The organism is Streptomyces sp. NPDC058195 (genome assembly GCF_042883525.1).
GTDB lineage: Bacteria > Actinomycetota > Actinomycetes > Streptomycetales > Streptomycetaceae > Streptomyces.
Genome location: NZ_JBHVVM010000002.1, coordinates 37,388 through 64,181 on the forward strand (window position 1 = coordinate 37,388; position 26,794 = coordinate 64,181).

At 72.9% G+C, this 26,794-nt stretch carries 21 protein-coding genes; 10 read left to right on the forward strand and 11 right to left on the reverse strand.

The window, feature by feature from the left end; genetic code table 11:
* Positions 1 to 129 precede the first annotated feature (129 nt).
* Both ACFVWY_RS02345 and ACFVWY_RS02350 read right to left on the reverse strand, forming a co-directional pair.
* The gene (locus tag ACFVWY_RS02345) at positions 130 to 687 is read right to left on the reverse strand and encodes an isochorismatase family protein (RefSeq protein ID WP_389866427.1); all 558 of its coding nucleotides are present in this window, start codon (positions 685 to 687) and stop codon (positions 130 to 132) included.
* Between the two features lie 291 nt (positions 688 to 978).
* Positions 979 to 1,464 (reverse strand): MarR family winged helix-turn-helix transcriptional regulator, encoded by a 486-nt coding sequence (locus ACFVWY_RS02350; protein WP_389866430.1) that lies wholly within the window; start codon positions 1,462 to 1,464, stop codon positions 979 to 981.
* Positions 1,465 to 1,677: 213 nt separating this feature from the next.
* On the opposite strand from ACFVWY_RS02350, the gene ACFVWY_RS02355 reads away from it, so the two are divergent.
* The gene (locus ACFVWY_RS02355; RefSeq protein WP_389866433.1) at positions 1,678 to 2,730 is read left to right on the forward strand and encodes a LacI family DNA-binding transcriptional regulator; all 1,053 of its coding nucleotides are present in this window, start codon (positions 1,678 to 1,680) and stop codon (positions 2,728 to 2,730) included.
* A gap of 111 nt (positions 2,731 to 2,841) precedes the next feature.
* Here ACFVWY_RS02355 and ACFVWY_RS02360 read toward each other — a convergent pair whose 3' ends face one another.
* On the reverse strand, positions 2,842 to 3,831 hold the full coding sequence (locus tag ACFVWY_RS02360) for an acetylxylan esterase (protein ID WP_389866436.1): 990 nt from the start codon (positions 3,829 to 3,831) through the stop codon (positions 2,842 to 2,844).
* Between the two features lie 262 nt (positions 3,832 to 4,093).
* Here ACFVWY_RS02360 and ACFVWY_RS02365 point away from each other — a divergent pair, with 262 nt between their 5' ends.
* From ACFVWY_RS02365 to ACFVWY_RS02385, 5 genes are all read left to right on the forward strand, one after another.
* Complete coding sequence (locus tag ACFVWY_RS02365) at positions 4,094 to 5,344, forward strand: sugar ABC transporter substrate-binding protein (protein WP_389866438.1); 1,251 nt, start codon at positions 4,094 to 4,096, stop codon at positions 5,342 to 5,344.
* Between the two features lie 5 nt (positions 5,345 to 5,349).
* The gene (locus ACFVWY_RS02370) at positions 5,350 to 6,333 is read left to right on the forward strand and encodes a carbohydrate ABC transporter permease (RefSeq protein WP_389866441.1); all 984 of its coding nucleotides are present in this window, start codon (positions 5,350 to 5,352) and stop codon (positions 6,331 to 6,333) included.
* Positions 6,330 to 7,226 carry a carbohydrate ABC transporter permease gene (locus ACFVWY_RS02375; protein WP_389866444.1) on the forward strand — a complete coding sequence of 299 codons (897 nt, stop codon included), beginning with the start codon at positions 6,330 to 6,332 and terminating at the stop codon, positions 7,224 to 7,226. Before ACFVWY_RS02370 ends, ACFVWY_RS02375 begins: the two co-directional genes overlap by 4 nt.
* Before the next feature lie 95 nt (positions 7,227 to 7,321).
* Positions 7,322 to 8,524, forward strand: coding sequence for a glycoside hydrolase family 1 protein (locus ACFVWY_RS02380; RefSeq protein ID WP_389866447.1), 1,203 nt, complete (start codon positions 7,322 to 7,324; stop codon positions 8,522 to 8,524).
* Between the two features lie 260 nt (positions 8,525 to 8,784).
* Positions 8,785 to 10,257: a glucoamylase family protein gene (locus tag ACFVWY_RS02385; RefSeq protein ID WP_389866450.1), complete on the forward strand. Its 1,473-nt coding sequence runs from the start codon at positions 8,785 to 8,787 to the stop codon at positions 10,255 to 10,257.
* Between the two features lie 108 nt (positions 10,258 to 10,365).
* Here the strand turns inward: ACFVWY_RS02385 and ACFVWY_RS02390 are convergent, their stop codons facing one another.
* The gene (locus tag ACFVWY_RS02390; RefSeq protein ID WP_389866451.1) at positions 10,366 to 11,400 is read right to left on the reverse strand and encodes a hypothetical protein; all 1,035 of its coding nucleotides are present in this window, start codon (positions 11,398 to 11,400) and stop codon (positions 10,366 to 10,368) included.
* Positions 11,401 to 11,524: 124 nt separating this feature from the next.
* On the opposite strand from ACFVWY_RS02390, the gene ACFVWY_RS02395 reads away from it, so the two are divergent.
* Both ACFVWY_RS02395 and ACFVWY_RS02400 read left to right on the forward strand, forming a co-directional pair.
* Positions 11,525 to 13,630, forward strand: a complete 2,106-nt coding sequence (locus ACFVWY_RS02395; protein WP_389867081.1) for a TPM domain-containing protein — start codon at positions 11,525 to 11,527, stop codon at positions 13,628 to 13,630.
* 75 nt (positions 13,631 to 13,705) lie between these two features.
* Positions 13,706 to 14,419, forward strand: coding sequence for a PspA/IM30 family protein (locus ACFVWY_RS02400; RefSeq protein ID WP_389866453.1), 714 nt, complete (start codon positions 13,706 to 13,708; stop codon positions 14,417 to 14,419).
* Positions 14,420 to 14,449: 30 nt separating this feature from the next.
* Here the strand turns inward: ACFVWY_RS02400 and ACFVWY_RS02405 are convergent, their stop codons facing one another.
* The 6 genes from ACFVWY_RS02405 to ACFVWY_RS02430 form a co-directional block, all read right to left on the reverse strand.
* Positions 14,450 to 16,978 carry a SpoIIE family protein phosphatase gene (locus ACFVWY_RS02405; protein ID WP_389867083.1) on the reverse strand — a complete coding sequence of 843 codons (2,529 nt, stop codon included), beginning with the start codon at positions 16,976 to 16,978 and terminating at the stop codon, positions 14,450 to 14,452.
* A 190-nt stretch (positions 16,979 to 17,168) separates the two neighbouring features.
* Positions 17,169 to 17,597 (reverse strand): ATP-binding protein, encoded by a 429-nt coding sequence (locus tag ACFVWY_RS02410; RefSeq protein ID WP_389866456.1) that lies wholly within the window; start codon positions 17,595 to 17,597, stop codon positions 17,169 to 17,171.
* Between the two features lie 325 nt (positions 17,598 to 17,922).
* On the reverse strand, positions 17,923 to 18,324 hold the full coding sequence (locus ACFVWY_RS02415; protein WP_389866457.1) for an NUDIX domain-containing protein: 402 nt from the start codon (positions 18,322 to 18,324) through the stop codon (positions 17,923 to 17,925).
* Between the two features lie 158 nt (positions 18,325 to 18,482).
* The gene (locus ACFVWY_RS02420; RefSeq protein ID WP_389866459.1) at positions 18,483 to 18,665 is read right to left on the reverse strand and encodes an SPOR domain-containing protein; all 183 of its coding nucleotides are present in this window, start codon (positions 18,663 to 18,665) and stop codon (positions 18,483 to 18,485) included.
* Between the two features lie 342 nt (positions 18,666 to 19,007).
* Positions 19,008 to 19,760, reverse strand: coding sequence for a GntR family transcriptional regulator (locus tag ACFVWY_RS02425; protein WP_389866460.1), 753 nt, complete (start codon positions 19,758 to 19,760; stop codon positions 19,008 to 19,010).
* Positions 19,761 to 20,146: 386 nt separating this feature from the next.
* Positions 20,147 to 21,733, reverse strand: coding sequence for a S8 family serine peptidase (locus ACFVWY_RS02430; RefSeq protein ID WP_389866462.1), 1,587 nt, complete (start codon positions 21,731 to 21,733; stop codon positions 20,147 to 20,149).
* Positions 21,734 to 21,963: 230 nt separating this feature from the next.
* Here ACFVWY_RS02430 and ACFVWY_RS02435 point away from each other — a divergent pair, with 230 nt between their 5' ends.
* Together ACFVWY_RS02435 and ACFVWY_RS02440 are read left to right on the forward strand one after the other, a co-directional pair.
* Complete coding sequence (locus tag ACFVWY_RS02435) at positions 21,964 to 23,061, forward strand: threonine synthase (RefSeq protein ID WP_389866464.1); 1,098 nt, start codon at positions 21,964 to 21,966, stop codon at positions 23,059 to 23,061.
* Positions 23,062 to 23,259: 198 nt separating this feature from the next.
* Positions 23,260 to 25,893, forward strand: a complete 2,634-nt coding sequence (locus tag ACFVWY_RS02440; RefSeq protein WP_389866467.1) for a glycosyl hydrolase family 65 protein — start codon at positions 23,260 to 23,262, stop codon at positions 25,891 to 25,893.
* Here the strand turns inward: ACFVWY_RS02440 and ACFVWY_RS02445 are convergent.
* Positions 25,880 to 26,770 carry a peptidoglycan recognition protein gene (locus tag ACFVWY_RS02445; protein ID WP_389866469.1) on the reverse strand — a complete coding sequence of 297 codons (891 nt, stop codon included), beginning with the start codon at positions 26,768 to 26,770 and terminating at the stop codon, positions 25,880 to 25,882. The genes ACFVWY_RS02440 and ACFVWY_RS02445 overlap by 14 nt on opposite strands.
* Between the last annotated feature and the right edge of the window lie 24 nt (positions 26,771 to 26,794).

Here is a 26,794-nt window from a genome sequence, read left to right on the forward strand (position 1 = left end):
TGGCATTTGCAGTTGATCACACTGATTTCGTCCACCTACTGAAGGCGCCCACGCGCGGGCGGCGGCGCAGACACGGCGCCGCCGCCCCGAAGCTCACCCGTGCGGCCCAGCCGCCGGGCTGCGGAGGGGTCAGGCGAGCAGCCCGATGATCGCCTCCGTGGTGTCCGTCTCCGCCAGGCGCGGGAAGATCTTCTCGACGCTGTTGCGGTGGGTGTCGGCGTCCATGTCGGTGACCGCGTCGGTGGCGATCGTGACGTGGTAGCCGTGCTCGTGCGCCGCACGGGCGGTGGACTCGACGCCGATGCTGGTGGCGATGCCGGTGAGAACGATCTGGGTCACCCCGGCCCGGCGCAGCCGGAGATCGAGGTCAGTGCCGTGGAAGGCGCCCCAGGTGCGCTTGGTGACGACGATGTCTCCCTCGCGCGGGCCCAGCTCGGGCACGATGTCGGCCCAGTCGGCGGGCGGCCGTCCGCCGGAGCCGGCCGGGCTCTCGTTGCGGCCGGGGGCGCCGTCGACGACATGGACGAGGACGACCGGGAGGCCCTTGGCCCGGAAGGCGTCGGCGAGCTCCGCGGAACGGGCGACGACATCGGCGGAGGGGCGGGGGGCGGTCTCCCTGCCGACGATGCCCTTCTGGAGGTCGATGACGACCAGGGCGGTCTTCGGGTCGAGCGTGGTGGCGGTCATGACAGTGCTCCTGTGCGAGGCGGGTGGCGGGGGAAGGCGGTGAGGTGCGGCGGTACGGGGACGGGCCCGGCGTACGGACGGCACGCGGCGGAGAGAGGACGGGGACGGGGCGGGCGACGGACGGCACGCGGCGGAGAGAGGACGGGGACGGGGCGGGCGTACGGGTGACGCGCGGAGAGAGAAGACGGGGACGGGGCGGGCGCACCGGTGACGCGCGGAGAGAGAAGACGGGGACGGGCGCCGCACCGGTGACGCGCGATGTGAGGACAGGGACGGGGACGGAAGGTTCCGTCACGTCCCGGCCAGCCGGTCCAGCAGCTCGACCGCCTCGGCCACGGTGCGGCGCTCGGCGCCGTCGAGTTCGGCCGCGAGGGCCTCGGCGAGCCAGTCGTGCTTCGCGGCCCGGACCCCGGCGAGCGCCGCGGCCCCGGCCGCGGTGAGCGCCATCACCGACTTGCGGCCGTCGGCCGGATCGGGCGAGCGCCCGACGAGCCCCTGGCTCTCCAGCGCCCCGAGGGTCAGCCGCATGGACTGCGGACGCACGTACTCCGCGCGGGCCAGCGCGGCCGTGGTGGCCGGTCCCTCACGGTCCAGCCGGGAGAGCACCGCGCGCTGCGACAGCGTCAGCCTGCCGCCCGAGGAGGTGCCGCGCAGCCGCCGCAGCAGCCGTCCGACCACGGCCGAGAGGTGCACCGCCAGCTCTTCGGCGTCCGCGCCTCCGGCGGGCTCGGCGGAGGCGACAGGGGCGGCGGCCGAGGGGGTACGGGGTTCCTGCATGTCCCGACCGTAGAACGTGCACAGGGCACCTTGCAAGGCTGCCTGTCTTTCCCACCGCCCCTCCGGCCGGTCCTCGGGCCGGTCCTGAACCTGCCCCGGATGGCCTTGCTCGCCGAGCGGCCCGCGCTCTAGGGTGAATGCGCTTTCATAGAAGGGTCGGCTCATGCAGCAACTGGTGCTTCGGTACCGCACGAACAGCGGTCGGTCGGTCGAGTGAGCGCGCCCACGGTGTACGACGTCGCCGAGCGGGCGGGCGTCTCCATCGCCACGGTCTCGCGGGTCTACCGCACCCCGGACTCGGTGCGCGCGCAGACCCGGGAGCGGGTCCTGGAGGCCGCCCGCTCGCTGGGGTACGTGCCCAGCGGCAACGCCCGGGGCCTGGCCAGCCGGACCACCGGCGTGCTCGGTCTCTGCTTCCCGGACTACGCCGACCCCGGCGCCGAGGCCGACGCGGAGGACAGCGACGCCGACGACGCGGTCATGCTCTACTCCGACCAGATCATCCGCGGCATGGAGCGCGCGGCCCGGCGGCACGGCTACGCGCTGCTGATCGCCGCCTCGCTGGAGGGCGGGCCGGAGAACCTCGTCGCGAAGGTCGCCGGGCGGGTCGACGGCTTCGCCGTCATGGCACGGACCGTGCCGACCGAGGATCTGGACGTGATATCGCGCCGCCTCCCCGTCGTCATGCTGGCCGGTCCCCGCGAGATCGACCACCTCGACCACATCGTGGTGGCCAACAACGACGGCGAGCGCGAGCTGACCCGCCACCTGATCGAGGACCACGGGCTGCGCAGGCTCGTCTTCGTCGGGGGCGAGGCCGACTCACCGGACGCCGAGGCGCGGTTCCTGGGCTTTCGGCAGGCGTGCGCCGACGCCGGGCTCCCGGTGCCGGAGGCACCCGATCTGCGGGTCTCGATGATGACGCGGGCCGAGGGGGCGCGGGCCGCGGAGGCGCTGCTCGACCGGCCCGGTGAACACCCGCAGGGGATGCTCTTCGCCAACGACCAGATGGCGGTGGGCGCGCTGCGCGCCCTGGAACGGCGCGGGGTGCGGGTGCCCGAGGACATCGCGGTCACCGGCTTCGACGGGATTCCGCTGAGCCGGATCGTGACGCCGCCGCTGACGACGGTGCGCCAGCCGATCCGCCGTCTCGGCGAACAGGCGGTGGAACTACTGGTGCAGCGGCTGGCCAACGGGGACCGGGAGCCGGTCTCACTGATGCTCCCGGTCTCCCAGGTCCGCCGCGCCAGCTGCGGCTGCGGCTGACGGACGGGAAGGCCGCCCGGCAACGCGACCGCCGAGGAGCGCCGCCCCGTGGTCACGGCGGGCGGGAAGGGCCCGCCCGCAAGAGCCGCGGGGCGGGCCCCCATGCCCGCCTCAGCGGGTGAGCCGCGCCCCGAAGAACTGGCTGCGGGCGGCCTGGAGCCCGGCCACGTCGGCGGCCGTTCCCTCGTACTCGAAGTGGCCCGCGTCCATCACCCGGAGCTCACGCTCCCCGGCCAGCGCGTTGTACACGGCGAACTGCCCCGGCGGCGGCACCGACGGGTCGAAGAGCGCCGCAGCCACCAGCACCGGCAGCTCCAGCCGGGTCGCGGCGGTGGCGGCGTCGAAGTACGGCAGCACCTCGGTGACCTCGGGGTGCTCCTCGCGGTAACCGCGGACCGCCTCACCGCTGCCGATGCAGCGCAGGGTGAGCCGGAGCGGGTGGTTCCCGAAGGTCGGCACCGTGAGCTGGCCGGCCCGGAAGCGGTCGTCCCAGGGCAGCGCCAGCGCGCCGAGGCCACCGCCGAAGCTCTCCCCGTGGTAGCCGAGCCCGGGGCCGCCCTCCTGCGGCGTGAGGCCCGGCACCAGCTCGCTCAGCGCCGAGGCCGCGCACCACAGGTCCGCCACGCAGTCGCCGATGACGTAGGTGTCGCGGGACGCTATGCCGTGCAGCACGTGCGCACTGGACACGTCCGGGATGCCCGGGTGCAGGCCGCGGTCCTTCATGCCCCGTACGCACGGCAGGATCGCCGCGGACCGGGGCAGCGGCAGCGGTACGTCGGGGCCGGGTGCCTCACGGCCGCCGTAGCCGTGCCCGATGACGAAACCGTGCTCCGCGGGGCCCTCGGCGGGCAGTGCCAGCCAGCCGCCGATCCGCACCCCGCCCACCGAGGTGAAGGTCACACCGTGGATGCGCACCCCGTCGCGCTCCTCCTCCAGCGGGCCGATCTCCGGCTCCGTGGCGACCGCGCGGGCGGCGGCGTGACGGGCCCGCCAGAAGGCGTCGAAATCGTCCGGACCCGCGGGAGCGGGGATCTCCATCAGGTCCTGGAGCGTGTGGTCGTACCCCGGGTCGAAGGGGAAGTCATGTGTGAAATCAGCCATGGTCACGACCGTATAGGCCTCTCTGGGACGCGCTGGCCGACGCCCGCCTCCCCCCAGCAAGCGAAATAGGTCACATCTGCCCCAACCACTCAAATGACACACTTGCCGTGTCTCGTCGGATACCTACGAGGCGTCCAGGTGTCCAGCACGTTGCACGAGTGTGACCCAGCACCCTCTTGCGGATTCCCGAGTCCCTGCCGCAGAGTGATGTATGCGCTTACAGGCAGCGCATACATCCGGATTGCTCAAGGAGGAGCCCTCCATGTCCCGCACCGCCAGAAACGCCACGATCGGCATCGCAACCACGGTTGCGCTCTCTCTCGGTCTCACCGCGTGCGGCAGCTCCGGCGGCGACGATGTCGCGGCGGACAAGAAGCAGACGATCACCGTCTGGGCCATGGGGGCCGAGGGCGAGAAGCTCACGGATGTGGCCAAGGAGTACACGAAGGCCAACCCGAACATCACCGTGAAGGTGACCCCGGTCGGCTGGGACGTCGCCCACCAGAAGCTGGTCTCCGCCGCCGCCGCGGGCACCCTGCCGGACGTGGCGCAGATGGGCGGCAGCTACATGGGCGAGTTCGCCGAGCTGGGCGTCCTGGAGCCGGTCGACACCAAGGCCTTCGACGAGAAGGACTACTTCGCCTCCGGCTGGAAGCAGGGCGAGGTGGACGGCCAGGCGTACGGCGTGCCGTGGTACGTCGACACCCGCGTCCTCTACTACCGCACCGACCTGGCCGAGAAGGCCGGGATCACCAAGGCTCCGACCGACTGGAAGGAGATGCAGGACCTCGCCACGGCCTACCAGAAGAAGGCCGGAACCAAGTGGGGCCTGTCCATCCAGCCCAGCGGCCTGGACACGGTGCAGAACTTCTACTCCTTCCTGTACTCGGCGGGCGGCGAGATCGTCAACGACGAGGGCAAGGCCGTCATCGACAGCCCCGAGGCCGTCAAGGCGCTCAAGGAGTACGGCTCGTACTTCGACAAGGGCCTGTCCAACAAGTCCGTGCAGCCCGGCTACGACGTGGTGAAGGACTTCGGCAACGGCCGTGTCCCGATGTTCTTCGGCGGCCCCTGGCACGTCACCCTGCTGAACGAGGGCCAGCCGCAGATCAAGGGCAAGTGGGCGGTGGCCAACGTGCCCGCCGACAAGTCCTCGGTCTCCATGGCCGGCGGTTCCTCCCTGGTGATCTCCAAGGACAGTGAGCACAAGGCCGCCGCCAAGGAGTTCATCACCTACCTGACCAGCACCGAGGGCCAGGCCGACTGGTACAAGCGCACCAAGGACCTCCCGGCCAACACGGCCGCCTGGACCTCCGGTGACCTCGCCGACGACGCCGACCTCCAGGTCTTCAAGAAGCAGATGGACACCGCCAAGTCCTCCCCGTCGCTGTCCAACTGGACGGAGATCACGGACAAGGTCGACCAGGCCATCGCCAAGGTCACCCAGGGCAAGGCGTCCGCCGAGGACGCGCTGAAGACCGCCCAGTCCCAGATCGAAGGCCTCGTGAAGTAGGAGTCATGCGCACCATGACCGCAAAGGCCGCGCAGGCGGCCGAGGCAGAGGCCGGGCCGGGGGCGTCCACGCCCCCGGCCGCCGGGCCCAAGCGCCGCCAGGGCAAGTCGATGGGCGTGCAGAACCTGGCCGGCTGGCTGTTCTCCACCCCCTTCCTCGTGCTCTTCCTCGTCTTCATGGCGTTCCCGATCGTCGCCACGCTGGTGATGAGCTTCACCGACTTCGGGCTGCGCAACGTGACGCACCCGATGGACGCGAACTTCATCGGCCTGGAGAACTACGCGAAGCTGTTCGGCGACGAGAAGTTCCTCAAGTCGCTGTTCAACACGGCGTACTTCGTGGTGGTCGGCGTCCCGCTGACGATCTTCCTCGGGCTGGTCGTCGCCGTACTGCTGAACAACGGCATCGACCGGGCCCGGACCTTCTTCCGCGTCGGCTTCTACGCTCCGGTGGTCACCACCATCGTCGCGGTCGCCGTGGTCTGGCGGTTCGTGCTCGACCCGACCGACGGGCTGGTGGCCGGGCTCTTCTCGGAGGTGGGGCTCACCGCGCCCGACTTCCTGGGCTCCGAGACGCTCGCCATGCCGTCGATGATCGCGATGGCGGTCTGGCGCAACCTCGGCACGGTCATGGTGCTCTTCATCGCGGGTCTCCAGGCCATCCCCACCGAGGTGCGGGAGGCCGCCCGGCTGGACGGGGCGGGTGCCTGGCAGGAGTTCAGAGGGATCACGGTGCCGCTGCTGCGGCCCACCCTGCTCTACGCGACGGTGATCACGACCATCGGCTACCTCAACGTCTTCGAGGAGCCGTTCGTGATGACCCAGGGCGGTCCCTCGGACTCCACGCTCACCGTCTCGCTGAACATGTACCGCGAGGGCTTCAACTTCTTCCACATGGGCTACGCGAGCGCCATGGCGTACGTCCTCTTCGTGGTGATCATGGGCATCACGGTGCTCCAGCTCCGACTGCTGAAGGACAACACGAAATGAGCGCCACCAGTGCACCGGGCGCCGTCCCCACGGCGCCCGCGAAGAAGCCCGGGGGCGGCCGTACGGGGCGGCGCGGCCCGAAGCGCGTCCTGGTCTACGTCCTGCTCTCGCTCGGCCTGCTGGTCATGTCGGCCCCGTTCCTGTGGATGGCGCTGTCCGCGTTCAAGACGCAGGCCGAACTGACCGCCAGCCCGCCCGTGTGGCTTCCGACCGAGTGGACCCTGGAGAACTTCCGGGAGCTGCTCGACAAGCTGGACCTGCCGCTGTACTTCATGAACTCGGTGATCGTGGCGGTGCTGGTCACCGCCTCGAACCTGGTGTTCTGCTCGATGCTCGGCTACGCCCTGGCCAAGCTGAACTTCGCGGGCCGCAACAAGATCTTCGGCCTGGTGCTCGGCGCCCTGATGGTGCCCGGCAACCTGATGCTGCTGCCGCTGTTCGTGCTGATGAGCAAGCTGCACCTGATCGACTCGTACGCCGCTCTGGTGCTGCCGTTCGCCGCCGGGGCCTTCGGGGTCTTCCTGATGCGGCAGTTCATGCAGTCGATCCCGGACGAGCTGCTGGAAGCGGCCCGGATGGACGGCGCCGGTGAGTGGTACATCTTCTGGCGCATCGTGATGCCGCTGGTGAAGCCCGCGCTGGCGACGCTGTCGATCTTCACCTTCCTCGGCTCCTGGAACAACTTCGTCTGGCCGCTCATCGCGACCAACGACCCGGACAAGTACACCCTCCCGGTCGCCCTGGCCACCTTCGCCACCGACCCCAACAAGGCGGGCGGCTCCAACGGCATGCTGATGGCCGGTTCCCTGCTGGTCGTCCTGCCCGTGGTGGTCCTGTTCATCGCGCTCCAGCGGCACTTCACCCAGGGCATCGCCACCGCCGGCATGAAGTAGCCCGCGGCGGGAAACCCGGCGGCCCCACCGAAACGTACGAGGCCACGGCCCGCACCCGTGGTCACACCCCTTCCTCACCAGAAAGACGCTCTGCGATGACGCACACCCAGGTCCCGTTCCCCGAAACCTTCCTGTGGGGCGCCTCCACGGCGGCCCACCAGATCGAGGGCAACAACACCAACTGCGACTGGTGGGTCAAGGAGCACGCCGAGGGCACCCACATCCAGGAGCCCAGCCTGGACGCCGCGGACAGCTACCACCGCTGGGACGAGGACATGGACCTCCTCGCGTCCCTGGGCTTCACCGACTACCGGTTCTCCATCGAGTGGGCCCGCATCGAGCCGGTCGAGGGCACCTTCTCCCGCGCCGAGCTGGCCCACTACCGCCGCATGGTGGACGGTGCGATCGCGCGCGGCCTGCGCCCCATGGTCACGCTGCACCACTTCACCGTGCCGCAGTGGTTCGAGGCGCGCGGCGGCTGGACCGCCGAGGGCGCCGTCGCGCTGTTCGCCCGGTACGTCGCGGCCTGCGCGCCGGTGATCGCCGAGGGCGTCAGCCACGTCTGCACCATCAACGAGCCGAACATGATCGCCGTGATGGCCGGTCAGGCCAAGAGCGGCGACAACAGCTTCCCGCCCGCCGGTCTGCCCACCCCGGACGACGAGACCACCGAGGCCGTCATCGCCGCGCACGTCGCCGCCGTCGCGGCGGTCCGGGCGATCAGCCCGGACATCCAGGTCGGCTGGACCATCGCCAACCAGGTCTACCAGGCCCTGCCCGGCGCCGAGGAGGTCACCGCCGCCTACCGCCACCCCCGCGAGGACGTCTTCATCGAGGCCGCGCGCGGCGACGACTGGATCGGCGTGCAGTCCTACACCCGCACCAAGATCGGCCCCGAGGGCCCGATACCGGCCCCCGCGGACGCCGAGCGCACCCTCACGCAGTGGGAGTACTACCCGGCCGCGGTCGGCCACGCGCTGCGCCACACCGCCGAGGTCCTCGGCAACGACGTCCCGCTGATCGTGACCGAGAACGGCATCGCGACCGACGACGACAGCCGCCGGATCGACTACTACACCGGCGCCCTGAACGAGGTCGCCTCGGCGATCGAGGACGGCCTGAACATCCAGGGCTACCTCGCCTGGAGCGCCCTGGACAACTACGAGTGGGGCACCTACAAGGCCACCTTCGGCCTGATCGGCTGGAACCCGGAGACCTTCGAGCGGCTGCCGAAGCCGTCCGCCTCCTGGCTCGGCGGGATGGGCCGCACGCGCACCCTGCCGCGCACCGCCGCCTGACCCACCCCTGCCCCCTGAGCCGGGCGATCCCGGCTCCCCTCTGACCGGGAGCGACCTGACCGCTCCCGCCGTACGGGAACCGGCTGCACCTGACGGGCACCGGTTCCCGTACCCCCGTGCGGCCGCCGTCCGTGTCCAGCCCTGCTCACGTGCGGCGGCGCACGCGGGTGCCGTACACGGCACCGCGCCCCGGCGCCCGCGACCGACGAACGAAATCCGCCCACCGCCCACAGTCGGTGGCTCTTTTCCGAGGGGTTCTGATGGACCGTCGTACGTTTCTGACCGCAGCGGGAACCGGGGCCGCCGCCCTGTCGCTCGGCGCCGTGGCCGCCGCCCCGGCGGGCGCCGCCCAGCCCGCGCGCGGCCCGCACGCCCCGCTGCTGCTGCGCTGGTTCCGCGATACGTACCGCTCGATCGAGGCCATGACCACCGACTTCGGTCTGGCCGTCGACAAGATCGACGTCAGCGGGCCCGGCGCCCCCGTCCTGTCACGCCAGACCTCCCCCACCAACATCGGCTGCGGCCTCTGGTCGACCGTGGCCGCCGCCGGACTCGGTGTGATCGGCCACGACGCCATGCGGCGCGGCCTGGAGCGGACCGTGCGGGCCGTCGAGAAGCTGGAGCGCCACCACGGCTTCTGGCTCAACTGGTACGACGCGCACGACGGTTCGGTCCTCACCCAGTGGCCCGGCACCGGCGACCCGGTCCGCCCCTTCCTGTCCTCCGTGGACAACGCCTGGCTGATCACCGGCCTGCGCATCGCCGCCGACGCGGCCCCGGACCTGCGCCCCCGGATCTCCCGCATCCTGGCCACCGCCGACTGGTCGTACTACTACACCCCGTACGACCCCGCCGACCCGGTCGCCGGACCCGGCCAGTTGCGCGGCGGCTTCTGGCCGGACACCGAGGAACCCACCGGCCACCACTACGGGGCGCTCAACACCGAGCCCCGCATGGCCAGTTACCTCGGCATCGCGGACGGCTCGCTGCCCGCCGACCACTACTGGCACCTGCTGCGCACCATGCTCCCCGAGCACGAGCAGGAGCAGCGCCCCGGCGGCAGCTACGTCGCGATGGACGGCGTACGCGTCTGGCAGGGCCACTACACCCACCGGGGCCGGAAGCTGGTGCCCTCCTGGGGCGGGTCGATGTTCGAGGCCCTGATGGTGCCGCTGTTCGTACCGGAGGCCGAGTGGTCGCCGCACTCCTGGGGCCTGACGCACCAGCGCTACGTCCGCGGCCAGATCGAGCACGGCCTGCGGGAGGCGGGGTACGGGTACTGGGGCTTCTCCCCCGCCAACATCCCCGAGGGCGGCTACCAGGAGTACGGCGTCGACGCGCTCGGCATGCAGGTCGACGGCTACGCCTCCAACACCGACCGCACCCACACCACCGACGGCGCACCACTGCCGCCCGCCTCGGCGTTCACCAACGGGGTGGTCACCCCGCACGCCTCCTTCCTCGCGCTGCCCTACGCGCCCCAGGAGGCGGTGGCCAATCTGCGCGCCCTCGACCGCGACTTCGGGGCCTACCACCCCGGCTACGGCTTCCGGGACTCGGTCAACGTCTCCACCGGCCGGGTCAGCGACTACCTGCTCGCCCTCGACCAGGGCATGATCGCCGCGGCCCTGGCCCAGGCGCTGCGCCCCGGTCTGCTCCAGCGGCCGTTCCGCACCGGCGGCTTCCGGTCGAAGGTGCGGCCCCTGCTCGCCATGGAGCGCTTCTCCCTCTGACCCGCGGCCCGTGTCCGGCCCGCCCGGTTCCGACTCGCCGGTTCCGGCCCGCCCGGTTCCGACTCGCCGGTTCCGGCCGCCCGGTCCCGGCCCGCCGGTTCCGGTGCTTCAGTTCCAGCCCGCGCGGTACGCCGCCCAGTCGCTCTCCCGGGCGGCGAAGTCGACGTAGAGCGCGACCCCGAACCGTTCGCGGCCCCGGTCCGTGCGCCCCAGCCCCAGCCGGGCGCCGCGGACCGCGGCCGCGACGGTCTCGGCGGAGTCGTGGTGGCCGAGATCGTCCTCGTGGAAGAACGGCAGTCCCATGAGCAGGTCGGTGCTCTTCGGCGTCACGCCCAGGGCCAGCTCCGTCTGCCGGGCGACATAACCGCCGTACAGCCCCTCCAGCGGCATCCAGGTGTCGTACGACATGACGGCGATCTGGTCGACCCGGCGGGCGACCTGGCCGAAGAACTCCTGCGACCACCACTTCTCCCGGCCGGTCAGCGCCCCGTTCACACGGTGTGCCGCAGGGAGGGGGTCGATCTGATGGGCGGCGACCGAGAGCCGCGCCCCGCGCGCGCCGGTGAGGGCGCCGAGGTCGTCGAGGAGCGAGAGGTAGTCGCCATCGCCGGAGTGCAGCGGCTCCAGATCGAAGTGGACGCCGTCGAACCCGGCGTCCAGGACCTGCCGGGCCGAGGCGACCACCGCGCCGCGGGACGCGGACCGCTCCAGGCGCAGCCCCTCGGGCCCCTCGGTGGCGAGCACGTCGCCGAGCCAGGCCTGGACCCGGACGCCGGGCAGGGTGCGGTGCACGGCGTCGGTCAGCCACCCGGCCCTGGGGTAGCGGCGGGCGGGCAGGGTGCCGTCGTGCTCCAGCGGCCCGGCGTGGACGTACAGGTCCTTGATGCCGGTGCTCCTGATCCGGGCGGCGAAGGCGGCGAGGTCGGCGTCGTCCTTGCGCCCGTCGACCCAGGCGTGGCCCAGCCAGATCGCGTCCCGGCCCCGGGTGCGGGTGCCCTCGCCCGGGTCGCCGGTGAAGCCGATCCGCAGGGCGATGCCCGCGGCGAGAACCGGCACCACCAGCACCAGCACCGCCCCGGCCGCGATCCGCCGCGGCCAGGTCCAGCGCAGCCGGCCCGCCCGCTCGCGTATCCCCCTGGCCACGCGCCCGGTCCCCGTGAACACATCCGTCTCCCCCCGTGTGCGGTGTGCCGTCGCAGTATGCACGCCGGGCTCCGGGTCGCGGGGCACGAAAGGGGGACATAGCCTCACAAACGTGACGCCGCCCGTGAGCCGTACCCGAATATCCCTACCGGGCCGGGCCCTGCTCGCCGTGCTGCTGGCGGTGGGCTGGCTGGCCCTTCCCGCCGCGTGTCCGGCCCGCGCCGACGGCCCCGTGGACCTGTCCCGGGACGGGCAGATCACCGACCGGGTCGACGCGCTGGGCCACCGCACGGACGAGGTGCGGGCCGCACTCGACCAGCTCTACGCCGACCGCCGCGTCCAGCTCTTCGTGGTGTACGTACGGGACTTCTCCGGCCAGTCCGCGCAGAGCTGGGCCGATGCCACGGCCGACCGCAACGGGCTCGGCCAGGAGGACGTGCTGCTCGCCGTCGCCACCCATGACCGGCAGTACGCCTACACCGTCGACCAGGGCTCCCGGCTGACCGACGCCCAGCTGCGGGACGTGGCGGTCACCGCGATCGAGCCCGCGCTGCGGGTGCACGACTGGGCGGGCGCGGCGATCGGCGCGGCCCGGGGCTACACGGCGGTACTGGCGGGGCTGCCGGTGCCCGCCCCGGCGCTCACTCCCGGCCCCGTCGACCCCGGCGGCTCCGGCTCCGGATCCGGCGGGACGAACACCGCGGACCTGGTCCTCCCGGTGGTCGTCGTGGGCGGGGCGGCTGCCGCGGCCGGTTACGCGTACACCCGGCGCAGACGGCGCGGGGCGACCCGCACCACGCCCGCCGCGAAGGGCTGGGGACCGGCCGCCGGGACGGGCGCCCCTCCCGTCCCGCTGCCGGAGCTGGACGCGCGGGCGAAGGAGGCGCTGGTGGAGACCGACGACGCGGTCCGCACCAGCGAGGAGGAACTGGGCTTCGCGACCGCCCAGTTCGGCGAGGAGGCGGCGGCCCCGTTCACCGCGGCCGTCGACTTCGCGAAGGGCGAGCTGACCATCGCGTTCCGGGTGCGCCAGCGGCTGGACGACGCCTTCCCCGAGGACGATGCGGACCGGCGCCGGATGCTCGACGAGATCCTCGCCCGCTGCGCGGAGGCGAGTGCCCGTCTCGACGCCGTGTCCGGGGACTTCGACCGGCTGCGCGCCCTGGAGCGCGAGGCCCCGCAGGCGCTGACCGCGGCCGAGACGGCGTTTCGGACCCTGGCCGGCCGGGTCTCGGCCAGCGAGACCACGCTGATCGCGATGCGCGAACGGTACGCGCCCTCCGCCTCGGCGTCCGCCGCCGAGGACCTGGAACAGGCCAGGGACCGGCTGCTGTTCGCCACCTCGAACCTGAACCGGGCCCGGCAGTCGGTGGACGCGGCGGACCGGTCGGCGGCGGCGGTGTACATCCGGGCCGCTGAGGGCGCCGTGGACCAGGCGGCCACCCTGGTCGACGCGGTGGACCGGCGGGCCCGGGAGCTGGCGGAGGCGGCGGACCGGCTGCCCGGTGCGCTGGCCGAGACGGAGACCGATCTGGCCGATGCGGGCGGGCTGCTCGAAGGCACCGGGGCCGGGGTGCCGACCGCGGACCTGCGGGGCCGGATCGCCCGCGCCCGGTCGGTGCTCGACGCGGTGCGCGAGGAGCTGGCGGCCGGTCCGTACGACCCGATCGACGCGCTGCGCCGGGTCGAGGAGGCCGACACGGCGCTGGACGCCGCGCTGGCGGGTGCCCGGGAGCGGGAGGAGGGCGACCGGCGGGCCCTCGCCCTGCTGGACGGGGCGACGCTCACCGCGCGCTCGTCGATCGCCGCCGCGTCGGACCTGATCACCACCAGCCGGGGCGCGGTGGGCAGCCAGGCCCGCACCCGGCTGGCGGAGGCCCAGCGGCGGCTGGCGCGGTCCCAGGAGCTGGCCGGGACGGGCGGCGACCCGCAGGGGGCGCTGGCCGAAGCACAGCAGGCGGACGCGCTGGCCGGGCAGGCCCGTCGGCTGGCGGAGCACGATGTGCGGTCGTACGGCGGTCCGGGAGGGGCGGGCGGTCTCCCGTCGGGCGGTGTCCCGTCGGGCGGCGGGGTCGGCGGCGCGGTGCTCGGCGGGATCATCCTGGGCGGCCTGCTGGGCGGGGGCGGCGGACGCGGGGGGTACGGCGGGGGCTACGGCGGGGGCGGCGGGCCGGGCAGCTTCGGCGGCGGGGGCACCAGGGGCCGACGCGGGGGCGGCGGACGCTTCTGAGCCCGTACGCACCACCACTCACCCACGCCCGTACGCACCACCACTCACCCACACAGGACTCACAAGGAGACGTCGATGTCCAAGCAGACCATTCTCGGCCGGGTCACCCAGCTGGCGAAGGCCAACATCAACGCACTGCTCGACCAGGCCGAGGATCCGCAGAAGATGCTGGACCAGCTGATCCGCGACTACACCACCAACATCGCGGAGGCGGAGCAGGCGGTCGCCGCGACCATCGGAAACCTGCGCCTCATGGAGCAGGACCACCGGGAGGACATGGCGGCGGCGGCGGAGTGGGGCGGCAAGGCCCTGTCCGCGAGCCGGAAGGCCGACGAGCTGCGGGCGGCGGGCTCGGTGGCCGAGGCGGACCGGTTCGACAACCTCGCCAAGGTCGCGCTCGGCCGCCAGCTCCGCTCGGAGCAGGAGGCGAAGGCCGCGGAGCCGACCATCGCCGCGCAGACCGGGGTGGTGGACCGGCTGAAGTCCGGCCTGGACCGGATGAAGGAGAAGCTGTCGGAGCTGAGGGCCAAGCGGGACGAGCTGGTGGCCCGCGCCAAGTCCGCCGAGGCGCAGAACCGCATGATGGACGCGGTCAGAAGCGTCGACGTCCTCGACCCGACCAGCGAGATCGGCCGTTTCGAGGACAAGGTGCGGCGCGAGGAGGCCCGCGCGACGGGCAAGCAGGAGCTGGCCGCCTCGTCCCTGGACGCCCAGTTCGAGCAGCTGGACGCCCTGGGCGACCGTGCCGAGATCGAAGCCCGGCTGGCCGCGTTGAAGACCGCCTCGTGACCCCGGCCGCCCGTTGCCCGCGTACGCCGTTCAGTACATGCTGAGCAGCTGGTCGACCGAGAGCTCGACGGCCGGTTCCCCGTCGGGCAGGGCCAGTTCGAACCAGACGGTCTTGCCGCGCGGGGTCCGCCTGGACCCCCAGGCCACGCTGAGCAGTCCGACCAGCTGGAGCCCGCGCCCGCCCTCGTCGGTGTCGCGGGCCCGCCGCCGCCGGGGCTGGACGAGTCCGGCGTCCCACACCTCGCAGACCAGGGTGCGGTCGCGCAGCAGCCGGAGCCTGATCTCGCCCTCCCCGTACCGCAGGGCGTTGGTGACGAGCTCGCTGACCAGCAGTTCGGTGGTGTCCACCAGGTCGTCCAGGCCCCAGGCGAGCAGCCGGTCACGGGCCAGTTCCCGGGCGCGGCCCACGGAGCGGGGCTCGCGGGGCAGCCGCCAGTCGCCGACCGCCTCGGCGGGCAGTCCCTGGATTCGGGCCATCAGCAGGGCGATGTCGTCCTCGCCGTGCCGGGTGTCGAGCGTGGTCAGTACGTGGTCGCAGAGCTCCTCGACCGGCCGTTCCGGCTCGACCAGCGCGCCGCGCAGGGCGTCGAGGCCCTCGTCGAGCGGGTGGTCGCGGGATTCGACGAGCCCGTCGGTGTAGAGGGCGAGCAGGGAGCCCTCCTTGAGGTCCACCTCGACCTCCTCGAAGGGTTCGCCGCCGACGCCGAGCGGCATCCCGGGCGGGACGTCGAGCAGCCGGGCCCGCCCGCCCGGTTCGACCACGGCGGGCGGCAGGTGCCCCGCGTTGGCGAAGGTGCACCGCCGGGTGACCGGGTCGTAGACCGCGTACACGCAGGTCGCCAGGTAGACCTCGGAGAGGTCGGCCTCGCGGGACTTGTGGGCGGCCCGGGAGGGCCACTGGGAGCCGCCGCCGGACGCGCCCCCGCCGGGGGTGCCGAGCCCGCGGGCCACCTCGTCGAGCGCGGAGAGCACTTCGGCGGGTTCCAGGTCCAGCAGGGCCAGGGTCCGTACGGCGGTGCGCAGTTCGCCCATGGCCACCGCGGCCCTCAGCCCGCGCCCCATCACATCGCCGACGACGAGCGCGGTGCGGTGGCCGGGCAGCTCGATCACGTCGAACCAGTCGCCGCCCACCTCGGTGGCCGTGTTGCCGGGGAGGTAGCGGCAGGCGATGTCGAGGCCCGCGGCGACCGGGTCACCGGGTGGCAGCAGGCTGCGCTGGAGGATCAGCGCCCGTTCGTGCTCGCGCCGGTAGAGGCGGGCGTTGTCGATGCAGACGGCGGCGCGGGCGGCCAGTTCGGTGGCCAGCCCCCGGTCCCGCTCCCCGAAGGGTTCGCTGCCCTTCGTACGGGAGAACTGCACGAGGCCGACGACGGTGTCGTGGGCGACCATCGGCACGGCGAGCGTGGACTGGACGAAGCCCCGGTCGTCGCCGGGCACGTCCTCGACCCGGCCGGTGCGCAGGGCGACGGCGCACGGTGAGCTGAACGCGAAGCGGTGTACGGAGCCCAGGTCGGGCGAGCCGCTCTCCGCGTCGTCCTCGGGCAGCACGTCCGCCACCGCGCTGGCCAGGGCGACCCGGCGCAGTTCGGCGGAGCCGCCGACGGATTCCTGGCGCAGCGAGTCCCAGCTGCCCGGCGGTGCGTCGTCGCCGGTCAGCAGCCCCTGGTAGAGGTCGACGGAGGCGAGGTCGCAGAAGCCGGGCACGGCCACGTCGAGGAGTTCGCGGGCGGTGGTCTCCAGGTCGAGGGAGTTGCCGATGCGGGCGCTGGCCTCGTTGAGCAGGGCGAGGTTGCGGCGGGCGCTGGCGGCCTCACGGGCGGCGATGTGGCGGCGGGTCACGTCGGTGGCGAGTCCGGCGACGCCGACGGGGCGGCCCGAGCCGGAGTGCACCCGGTAGAGGTTCATGGACCAGTGGCGGCTGCCCGGTCCGCCGGGCGCGGTGCCGACGAGCTGGAGGTCGGTGACGGAGGCCCCGGTCTCCAGGACGCGCTGGATGGTGGCGGTGAGCCGGTCGGCCTCGGGGCCGGGGAGGTAGTCCCCGACCCGGCGGCCCCGGTGGTCCTCGGCCCGGCCGCCGAAGACGGTGGCGAACCGCTGGTTGGCGCGGACGACCGCCAGGTCCGTACCGAACAGCACGAACCCGAAGGGCGATTGGCCGAAGATGGCCTGCGAGGCCGCCAGGTCCGTCTCGATGTGGCGCAGCGCCCGGACGTCCACGACGATGCAGAGTGCGGCCCGCTCCCCGCTCGCCGTCTCGCTCGGCATCACATAGATCTCGGCGAGCCCGTGCACGGAGGTCTCGCCCGGCATCCGGAAGGGGACCAGGCCCGTCCACTCCTTGCCGTCGAGGATCTCGGCGATCCGGCGCCGCCCGTCGGTGCGCAGCGCGGCGGGCATGAAGACGTCGACCGGATCCATTCCGACCGCCTTGTCGGCGCCCATGCCGAACAGGCCGGCTGCCCGGCGGCTCCACTGCTCGATCCGGCCGTCGGGGCCGATCGAGAAGGAGGCGACCCTGATGTAGTCGTAGATCGAGCCAGGCGGGCTGCTCTGCCACACGATGTCGCCCGCTGTCCCAGGTATTTCGCTCACGCGACCGTCCCCTCCAGCTCACACACCGGACCGGTCCTGCCCGCAGTATTCAGCACTCCGGCCCCAACCGACACGGCGTTCACGATCACAGCACGGTCTCAGTCCCTTTCAGCCCACTTCCGGCCGAGCCGTGATCGCAGTCCGTCCCACCCCACTCCTAACCAGGCAGAGCCAGCTCGAACCACACGGTCTTGCCGCTCTTTCCCCGCCTGGTCCCCCAGCGCCGGGCGGAACACGCCACCAGCTGGAGCCCCCTGCCCCCTTCGTCCTCCGGTCCCGCCATACGTTCGGTGGGCGGATCCGGAAGCGGATCGGAGACCTCCACCAGCAGGCCGGGGTGGGCGGCGGCGGTTTCTCCGTCGGGCTGGGGACGCACCAACCGTACGCCAATGGGTCCGGATGTATACCGCATCGAGTTGGTGACCAGCTCGCTGACCAGCAGAACCGTCATGTCCCCGATGGCCCTGTCGAGCCCCCAGTCGCTCAGCGCGCCGTGGACGGCATGCCGGGCGGATCGCGCGGTGCCCGGCTCAGCCGGGAAGATCCACTCGGCGACGTCGCCTTCGGTGTCGATCACGCCGACCACTTCCCAAGACCAGCAGCGGGTACGTTCCGTGTGCGAGGACTATTCAGCACATACCCGATAATCAGGATGAATTACCGCTAGGAACGACACGTGGGGCGTACGGGTGTATGGCCGCGCACACGAACAGGTGAGCAGGGCGGGGAGGGCGCACGGGGCCCCGGCACGCGCCGCCGCCATGGCGTCGGCCCCGCCCCGACCGCCCGTCCCGACCGCCCGTCCCGACTGTCGTCCCGACCACCTGTCCGGCCTCCGTCCGGCCCCCGTCCGGCCTTCAGCCGGGCGTCGGCGCCGGGTCCGGCACAGCGCGCCCGAGGCCACCGGCGGGTCAGCGCAGCACGCCCGAGGCCCTCAGGTCGTCGAACAGGAGCTGGTCGACCGGCGGGACGAGCGGCCGGTCGGCGTAGGAGAACCAGGCCATCTCCTCGATCTCGCTGCTGACCGTCAGCGTTCCCCGGTAATCGGCGGCGTAACAGCTCATGCGCACGACCACACCGTCGGGATGGCCGTGCGCCTGTGCCTCGTACGTGCCCATCGGGGACACCGTGGCGGGGAGGATGGCCACGCTCAGCTCTTCCTCGACCTCGCGCGACAGGGTCTGGAGGTCGGTCTCCCGCCCCTCGCGCTTGCCGCCGGGGATGTAGAACACGTCCTTCCCCCGTGATCGGGCGCAGAGGATCCTGCCGTCCTCCACCCGCACCCACGCCACCGTGTCGATCAGGCCCGACATCACTCCGCCTTCGTTCGTTCCGCCCGGTCGCAAGGACCCTAACGAGGCGGCGGACCTCCGGCGGACGCCGGGGGCTCCCGGCGGAGAGCGAAAAGCGGAAAACGAAGAACGGAGGACAGAGGACAGACGACGGAGGACGGAGGACGGAAGTGCGGGGATTACGCGCGGGGGCCGCGCTCGACGCGCTCGACCCAGTAGAGCTGCTTGTGCCCGCGGCCGTCGAGCTTGTCGGCGATCGCCTGGGCCTCGCCCTGCGTGGCGAAGTGGCCGACGCGGTAGCGATTGCCGTTGTCGTCCTGCCGTATGAGCAGCCAGGAGAGAGTCGCGCCGCTGTCGCTCATCGCGCCCCTCCCCCGGATCGCGCCCCTCCCACGAACATCGTGCACCTCACTAAGGATCCCCAGGAAACCGCAGTACGCATATGCGCGAGCGTACGCCTGACCTTCACTCAACGGATACGTAATTACACAAAGAGGCACCGATCAGGCCGAGAAGGTCAGGAAGAAGGCCGAGAAGGAGACCGGGAAGGAGACCGGGCAGGAAGGCGCGAAGGGGATGGACGGCGAACGGGAGACGGACCGCGGGAGGGCGCAAGAAGGGGCGCATCCAGCTGGATGCGCCCCTTCTTGCGAGCCTTGCGTCCGGGCCATGACAAGCAATGGCCCGTCACGGCGAACGGCGGCTCACCGGACCGGGAGGTGGTACGCGACCCGGAAGCGGTCGGCGGGCACCACCACGTCCGCCGTCTCGACCGCGCGCCCCGAGGCGTAGTACGTCCGCTCGATCACCATGACCACGTGGCCCGGCACACCGCCGAGCACCAGGAGCTCCTCCGCCAGCCCCGGGCGTGCGCCGACCTGCTCGGCCACGTTGTCCACGACGATGTCGATCGCGGCCATCCGGTCGACCACCCCGCAGCCGCCCAGCGGACCCTCCTCCGGCAGCATCACCGGCGTACGCCCGGTCACGGCGAGCGGCTCCCAGGAGGTGGAGAGCATCATCGGCTCCCCGGCCTCACGGAAGGTGTACGCCGTCCGCATCACCCGGTCGCCGGGCTCGACGCCCAGGCGCCCGGCGATCTCGGCATTCGCCGCCTCCTGCTCACTGCGGGACTCCCACGTCCCGTGCACCCCCTCCGCCGTCTGCTCCTGGCGGAACGGGCTGGCCCCGGCCGCCGAGCGGTAGCCGGAGCGGGCGATCCGCCGGGGGACGGGGCGGTCGCGCACATACGTCCCGGAGCCGGAACGGCCCTCGACCAGCCCCTCGGCCATCAGCACCTTCCGCGCCTCCAGCGCGACGGTGTCCGAGACGCCGTACTCCTCGCGGATACGGGCCTGCGAAGGCAGACGCGTATGCGGCGGCAGCGAACCGTTGACGATCTTCTCCCGCAGATCGCCGGCGACGCGCAGATAGGCGGGCTGCTCACCGAAAGCCACAGGCCACTCCCAACAGGTTGACGGACTGCAACAGATTGACAACCGTCGGTTGTGGACCGCAAGCATAGGCCAGAGATTCACCCGAAGTGATGATTCACTCCCCGTCCGCGCATGTCCGCACGCACCCCGTCCAGGCCCCGCCCCGGGCCCGCGGGTCCGGCCACCGGTCAGCGGGTGCCACCACCGGGCACCGGCCACCGGAGAGTTCCCGCCCTCTGCACGGGCGGCACCCGTCCGCGGTTCAGCACGGCCGCCCCCGGTCCGGCGCGGGCCGCCGCGCGGGGCCGCCCGCACGGCAGTGGGACGGCCGCCTCAGCAGCCGCCCCACCTGTTCTGCGCATCATGAACGCGTCACGAGGGACGCGTCGTCACCGGTACCCGTACGGTCAGAACTGAAGACCCCAGGAGTTGAGCCGCCCGGTGTCGCCGCCCGCGTTGTCGCTGACCCGGAGCTTCCAGGTGCCGTTGGCGACCTCCGAGGACGCGTTGACCGAGTAGGTGGTCTTCACGTCGTCGGCGCTGCCGCCGGTCCCGGACGCCTTCAGGCTGTAGACCGAACCGTCGGGCGCGACCAGGTCGATCTTCAGGTCGCCGCTGTAGGTGTGGGTGATGTCCACCGGCACGCTCAGCGCGGACGGAGCGTTCCCGGTGACCCCGCTGACGGCGATCGGCGACTCGACGGTGGTGTAGTCACCGATGCTGTAGCTCGTGGTGCTCTCGAACTTCTTGCCGGTCGGCGGGGTGGTGGAGCCGCTGCCGACGTTCAGCAGGCGGTTCGGGGAGCCCGTGCCCGGACTGGTGACCACTCCGGTGCTGGCGGCGGCGACCAGTCCGGCGGAGACCTGCGCCGGGCTCTCGCCCGGGTGGTCGGCCAGGTAGAGCGCGGCGGCACCGGCCACGTGCGGGCTCGCCATCGACGTACCGGAGATGGTGTTGGTGGCGCTGTCGCTGGTGTTCCAGGACGACGTGATCGACGAGCCGGGGGCGAAGATGTCCAGGATGGTTCCGTAGTTGGAGAAACTGGACCGGGCGTCGGTGCTGGTGGTCGAGCCGACCGTGATGGCCTCGGCGACGCGCGCCGGGGACTTGGTGGAGGCGTCGGTGGACTCGTTGCCCGCCGCGACGGCGTAGGTCACCCCGGACGCGATGGACTTGCGCACCGCGGCGTCGAGCACCGGGTCCGCCCCGCCGCCCAGGCTCATGTTGGCCACCGCGGGCTTGACCGCGTTCGCGGTCACCCAGTCGATGCCCGCGACGACCTGCGCGGTCGTGCCCGAGCCGCTGTTGTCGAGGACCCGGACGGCGACGATCTTCGCCTTCTTGGCCACGCCGTACGACGTACCGGCGACGGTGCCCGCCACGTGCGTGCCGTGGCCGTTGCCGTCCTGCGCGACGTTGTCGTTGTCGATGGCGTCGTAGCCGTTGGAGGCCCGGCCGCCGAAGTCGCTGTGGCTGATCCGCACCCCGGTGTCGATGATGTACGCGGTGACGCCCGCGCCACCGTGGTCCGGGTAGGTGTAGCTCTGGTTCAGCGGAAGGGGCTTCTGGTCGATCCGGTCGAGTCCCCAGGAGGGCGGCGAGGTCTGGGTGCCGGTGGCGTGGAAGGTCCGGTTCTGCACCACGGACTCGACGGCCGGGTCGGCGGCGAACTTCTTCGCCTGGGCCTCGGAGAGCTCCACCGCGTAGCCGTTGAGCGCGGTGCGGTAGGTCTTCTTGATCGTGGCGCCGTACTCCTCGGCGAGCGCCCGCCCCTTCGCGGAGCCCGCGCGGGCCTCCGACTCGTCGAGCGTGACGATGTAGCTGCCGCTGATGGCGCCCGGGGCACCGGCGTTCAGGATCTGGCCCTCGGTGGCGGGTCCGGACGCCGTGGCGGGGAAGACCGCCGCGCCGGACAGCGCCAGGGCGGCACCCGCCACCACACTCGCCGCGGCGAGTCTTCGGCGGGCGAAGGGGGTGTGACGCGTCACTGACATGTGGGGGCCTCCTCGATTGCGGTGCTCAGGTGGGGGATCACGTGCGTCGAGACGGAGCGCTGCCAGACAAAGATAGACATGGGCATGACAAACCACTGATGCGGCCGCCGCGCTGCCCAAGTCCCCGTCGACAGCGAAAGATTGACCGATTCTTGGGAATCGCACAAGGGTGCGCCGGGCTCCGCAATACCTTCGCCACGGCTCGGTCACACGCCTGACATGCTGATCGCATGCCCTCCTACACCTGCCCGCGGGACGGCACCCGGGCCGAGACCACCGCTCTCACCTGGTGCTGCCCCGCCTGCCGAGGTCCCTGGGACCTCGCGTACGAGCCCACCGGCACGCTCTCGCTCAACTCGCTTACCGGGCGCGTCAATTCACTGTGGCGTTACGAGGAGGTGCTGCCGCTCTCCGCGCCCGCGACGAGCCTCGGAGAGGGACGCACCCCGCTCGTCGCGCTCACCGGGACGGTCTCGGCCAAGCTCGACTTCCTGATGCCGACGCTCTCCTTCAAGGACCGGGGCGCGGTGATGCTGGTGGAGCTGGCCCGCCGCCTCGCGCCGGAGCGCGTCGTCGCGGACAGCAGCGGCAACGCCGGTACGGCCGTCGCCGCGTACTGCGCCCGCGCCTCGCTGCCCTGCACGGTGTACGTCCCCGAGGGCACCTCCCCGAAGAAGACCGAGCAGATCCGGGCCCACGGCGCCCGTACGGAGATCGTCCCGGGCGGCCGCGAGGCGACCGCGGCCGCCGCCCGCGCCGCCGCCGACGTCCCCGGCACCTTCTACGCCTCGCACGTCTTCAACCCGTACTTCCTGCACGGCACGAAGACCTATGTGTACGAGCTGTGGGAGGACCTCGGCGGGCAGCTGCCCGACGCCATCGCCGTACCGGTCGGCAACGGCACCCTGCTCCTGGGCGCGGCCCTGGCCACCGCCGAGCTGCACGCCCGGGGGCTGATCGACCAGCGGCCCGCGCTGATCGCCGTCCAGGCCGAGGCGGTCTCCCCGCTGGCCGCCGCCTTCCGGGCGGGCGCCGACGGGCTGCCCGACGCCCCGGCGGGCCCGGCCGCCGCCACCCTCGCCGAGGGCATCGCGATCCCCCGCCCGCCGCGCGCCGGGGCCGTCCTGGCCGCGGTCCGGGAGTCGGGCGGCACCTTCCTCACGGTGACCGAGGACCAGATCCGTGCCGCCCAGCTGGATCTGGCCGCGCGCGGCTTCTACGTCGAGACGACGGGCGTCGCCTGCTGGGCGGCGGTCGGCGGCTGGACGGACCGGAGCGTCGTGGTCCCGCTGTGCGGCGCGGGTCTGAAGACCGGCCTCGCCGCCTGACCGGCCGGAGCGGCCCGGGGCGGCCGGGCCCGCGGCCCGGACTCACGGCCTGACGACCGGCCCACAGCCCGGCACGAACCCACCGCCCGGCAACCAGCCCACAGCCCAGCACGAACCCACCGCCCGACGAGGGCCTGTCGCCCGTTCACCCCGCGCGCCGCGCACCGCCGGGCGGGGGCCGCTTTCTACGGTCGTACGGTGAGCCTCCCGCGTATCCGTCTCCGTCTCCGCACCGCCCTCGCCTGCCTCACACCGCTGCTCGCGGGCGCCCTGCTCGCCGCCTCCCCGGCCCCCGTCACCCGGGCGGCGCCACCGCCCGCCCCGGCGGCGGTCCCCGCCTGCGGCCAGGACACCGACCCCGCCTGGGCGCTGGCATCCACCCGGTACGGCGCGGCGGCCGGTCACGACCCGTACACGGGCAACGGGTACCTGGGCCACCGGGTGCCCGCCGCCGGAGCCGGGTACGCCGCCCCGGGAGGGACGACCGGCTGGCCGCTGTACACCCCGCGCTACGACGGCGCCTTCGTCTCCGGGCTGTTCGGCCGCGAACCGGCTCTCGCCGCGGGCCGCGAGGTGGTCGCCGCGCTGCCGTCCTGGACCGATCTGGACCTGCGCGTCGGCAAGGAGACCTACGGCCCGGCCACACCGGCCGGGCGGATCTCGCACTACCGCCAGACCCTCTTCCTGCGCTGCGGGCTGGTGCGTACCGCGCTGCGCTGGACCACGGCCGACGGGCACGCCACCGACCTGGTGTACGAGGTGCTCACCGACCGGTCCGCGGCGCACACCGGTGCCGTACGGCTGCGCCTGACTCCGCGCTGGAGCGGCACCGCGACCGTCACCGCCCGTCTCGACCCCCGCGGCGCGCGCCGGATCGACCTCGCCGCCGACGGCACCTTCCGTACCCGGGGCACCGGGGTCCGGGGCGCGATCGCCCAGGAGGTGCGCTCCGGCGGCTCCGGGGTAGCGCTCACGCCCCGGAGCACGCACCGGGTGCGCGCCGGGCGCACGTACACCGTCGAGAAGTACGTCGGCGTCGACACCGCGCTCACCTCCGCCGACCCGCGCAGCACGGCACGCGACGCCGCCCGGCAGGCCGCCCGGCGGGGCTGGTCGGGGGTCCTCGGGCAGAACGCGGCGGCCTGGCGGCGGGCCTGGTCGGCCGACGTCACCGTCCCCGACGGCCCCGGACTCCAGAAGTGGCTGCGGGCGGCCCAGTACGGGCTGCTGGCGTCCACCCGGGCCGGGGCCCGCGACAGTGTCGCCCCGGCCGGTCTGACCAGCGACGCCTACGCGGGCATGGTGTTCTGGGACGCCGAGACCTGGATGTACCCGGGGCTGCTGGTCACCCGGCCCGAGCTGGCCCGATCCGTCGTCGAATACCGCCACCGCACCCGGGGCGCCGCCCGCGAGAACGCCCGGAAGCTGGGGTTCCAGGGCCTGTTCCACCCCTGGACCGGGGCGAGCCGGGGCGATCTGTGGTCCGAGTGCCAGAGCTGGAACCCGCCGCACTGCGTGACCCAGATCCACCTCCAGGGCGATGTCGCGCTGGCCGTCTGGCAGTACTACCTGGCGACCGGGGACCGCGACTGGCTGGAGGGGCGCGGCTGGCCGCTGCTGGCGGGGGCCGCCGACTTCTGGGTCTCGCGGGCCACCGCCGACGAGGACGGCGGCTACTCGCTGAAGGAGGTCGCGGGCCCCGACGAATACAGCAACGGCGTCACCGACGGCGTCTTCACCAACGCGGTCGCGGCCACCTCGCTGCGTGCGGCCACCCGCGCGGCCCGGCTGCTCGGCCATCCCGCACCCGCCGCGTGGCAGCGGGTCGCGGACGGTCTGCGCATCCCGTACGACCCGGCGCGCAAGCTGTTCCTCCAGTACGCGGGCTACGACGGTTCCACGATCAAACAGGCCGACACGGTGCTGCTGATCTATCCGCTGGAGTGGCCGATGGAGCCGGGCGCCGCCGCGGCCACCCTCGACTACTACGCGGCGCGCACCGACCCGGACGGCCCGGCGATGACCGACTCGGTGCACGCGATCGACGCGGCCGCGATCGGGGAGCCGGGCTGTGCGACGTACACCTATCTCCAGCGCGCGGTACGTCCGTTCGTCCGTGGCCCGTTCGCGCTGTTCAGCGAGGCGCGGGGCGCCAAGGCGGGCGCCCAGGACCCCCTGTCGGGCTCGCCCGCCGAGGACTTCCTGACCGGCAAGGGCGGTTTCCTCCAGGTCTTCACGCACGGGCTGACCGGGCTGCGGCTGCGGGAGGACGGGGTACGGCTCGATCCGCTGCTGCCGCCACAGCTGGGGCGCGGCGTCACACTGACCGGCCTGCGCTATCAGGGGCGTACGTACGACGTGGCGATCGGCCCGCGCACGACGACGGTCCGGCTGACCTCCGGCACCCCCTTCACCGTCCACTCCCCCGCCGGTCCCCGCCTGCTGAGCGGCACGCTGACGCTGCCGACCCGCCGCCCGGACCTCGCGGCGACGAATGACGCGGCCCGCTGCCGCCCCGTGACGGCGGACTCCCAGGCCCCGGGGCTGTACGCGGCGGCGGCGGTGGACGGCAGCCCGGCCACCGTCTGGTCCCCGGACGGCCGGACCGGCGCGTTGACGGTGGACCTGGGGCGGACGGGCGCACTGGCCTCGGCCGTACCGGAGTGGGCACAGCCGCATCCGGCCACGTCCCGCCTGGAGGTCTCGGCCGACCGGCGGCACTGGCGGCCGTACCGGGCGGGAGCGGTGGCCCGCTGGGTCCGGCTGACGGTCGTCTCGGCCGACGCGCACCGGCCCACGGGCGTACGGGAGTTGCGGGTCACCTGGCGCTGACCGGCAAGCGGGCCGAGGGGGTCGCGGGGGCAAGGGCCGCGGGGGCAAGGGCCGCGGCGGCCCTGGTCTGGAGCGAGGCGGCGAGCCTGCGGATCGCGGGGAGCCGGGCGAAGAGCGCCTCGCCGGGGCAGTTGGTGGCGAAGCCGTCGCGGTGGCCGGATATCGCGTCGAACGAGGCCGACGTCCCCTTGGGGTAGCGGCTGTTGTCGTTGGTGGAGGTGAGCCGCGCCTTGCCCAGCGGGTCGACGCCGCTCAGGCCGAGCTTCCAGGCGGCGAGCGCCGCGATCGCACGTTCCATGGCGGCCGGGACGGGGCTCCCCGGGCCGAAGGTGCCGATGGCGGCGATTCCGGCGGTGCCCCGGTTGAAGCCGAGGGTGTGGGAGCCGATCACGGCCCGGTCGACCCCGCCCGCGCGGCCTTCGTAGACGGTGCCGCACCGGTCGACCAGGAAGTTGTATCCCATGTCGCCCCAGTGCATGTCACGGGTCTGGCCGGTGTACAGGTTGCGCAGGGTGCCGGGGACGTCCGCGCAGGCGTAGTCGTTGGGGGTGTCGGTGTGGTGGACGAAGACCGCGCCGACGCCGCCGGCGTACCGGGCGGACGGGTCGCGCAGGGTCTCGTCGGCCTTCCATCCGGCCCGGGGCACGATGGCGGGCCGGGGGGCTGTGCGGCGCGGGATCATCGGCATCGCGCCGAGCGTGGGGAACGACCGTTCGGCGCGGGTCAGGCGGGCGGCCGTTTCGAGCCTTCCCGCCGCCAGCGGCAGCTGGGGGGCGCGGTCACGGGCGGGGCGGGCCGCCGTCACTCCGGCGGGCACGGCGAGCAGGGGGAGCGTCATGGGCACGACGGCCCAGAGCGCTATTCGGTACAGGCGCACAGGAAGAACCTTCTTCGTCGTTCG

Bases quoted from the DNA above. Each gene is read 5' to 3' on its own strand.
- ACFVWY_RS02345 (WP_389866427.1), bottom strand. From the start codon at position 687: ATGACCGCCACCACGCTCGACCCGAAGACCGCCCTGGTCGTCATCGAC.
- ACFVWY_RS02350 (WP_389866430.1), bottom strand. From the start codon at position 1,464: ATGCAGGAACCCCGTACCCCCTCGGCCGCCGCCCCTGTCGCCTCCGCC.
- ACFVWY_RS02360 (WP_389866436.1), bottom strand. From the start codon at position 3,831: ATGGCTGATTTCACACATGACTTCCCCTTCGACCCGGGGTACGACCAC.
- ACFVWY_RS02365 (WP_389866438.1), top strand. From the start codon at position 4,094: ATGTCCCGCACCGCCAGAAACGCCACGATCGGCATCGCAACCACGGTT.
- ACFVWY_RS02370 (WP_389866441.1), top strand. From the start codon at position 5,350: ATGCGCACCATGACCGCAAAGGCCGCGCAGGCGGCCGAGGCAGAGGCC.
- ACFVWY_RS02375 (WP_389866444.1), top strand. From the start codon at position 6,330: ATGAGCGCCACCAGTGCACCGGGCGCCGTCCCCACGGCGCCCGCGAAG.
- ACFVWY_RS02380 (WP_389866447.1), top strand. From the start codon at position 7,322: ATGACGCACACCCAGGTCCCGTTCCCCGAAACCTTCCTGTGGGGCGCC.
- ACFVWY_RS02385 (WP_389866450.1), top strand. From the start codon at position 8,785: ATGGACCGTCGTACGTTTCTGACCGCAGCGGGAACCGGGGCCGCCGCC.
- ACFVWY_RS02400 (WP_389866453.1), top strand. From the start codon at position 13,706: ATGTCCAAGCAGACCATTCTCGGCCGGGTCACCCAGCTGGCGAAGGCC.
- ACFVWY_RS02415 (WP_389866457.1), bottom strand. From the start codon at position 18,324: ATGTCGGGCCTGATCGACACGGTGGCGTGGGTGCGGGTGGAGGACGGC.
- ACFVWY_RS02420 (WP_389866459.1), bottom strand. From the start codon at position 18,665: ATGAGCGACAGCGGCGCGACTCTCTCCTGGCTGCTCATACGGCAGGAC.
- ACFVWY_RS02430 (WP_389866462.1), bottom strand. From the start codon at position 21,733: ATGTCAGTGACGCGTCACACCCCCTTCGCCCGCCGAAGACTCGCCGCG.
- ACFVWY_RS02435 (WP_389866464.1), top strand. From the start codon at position 21,964: ATGCCCTCCTACACCTGCCCGCGGGACGGCACCCGGGCCGAGACCACC.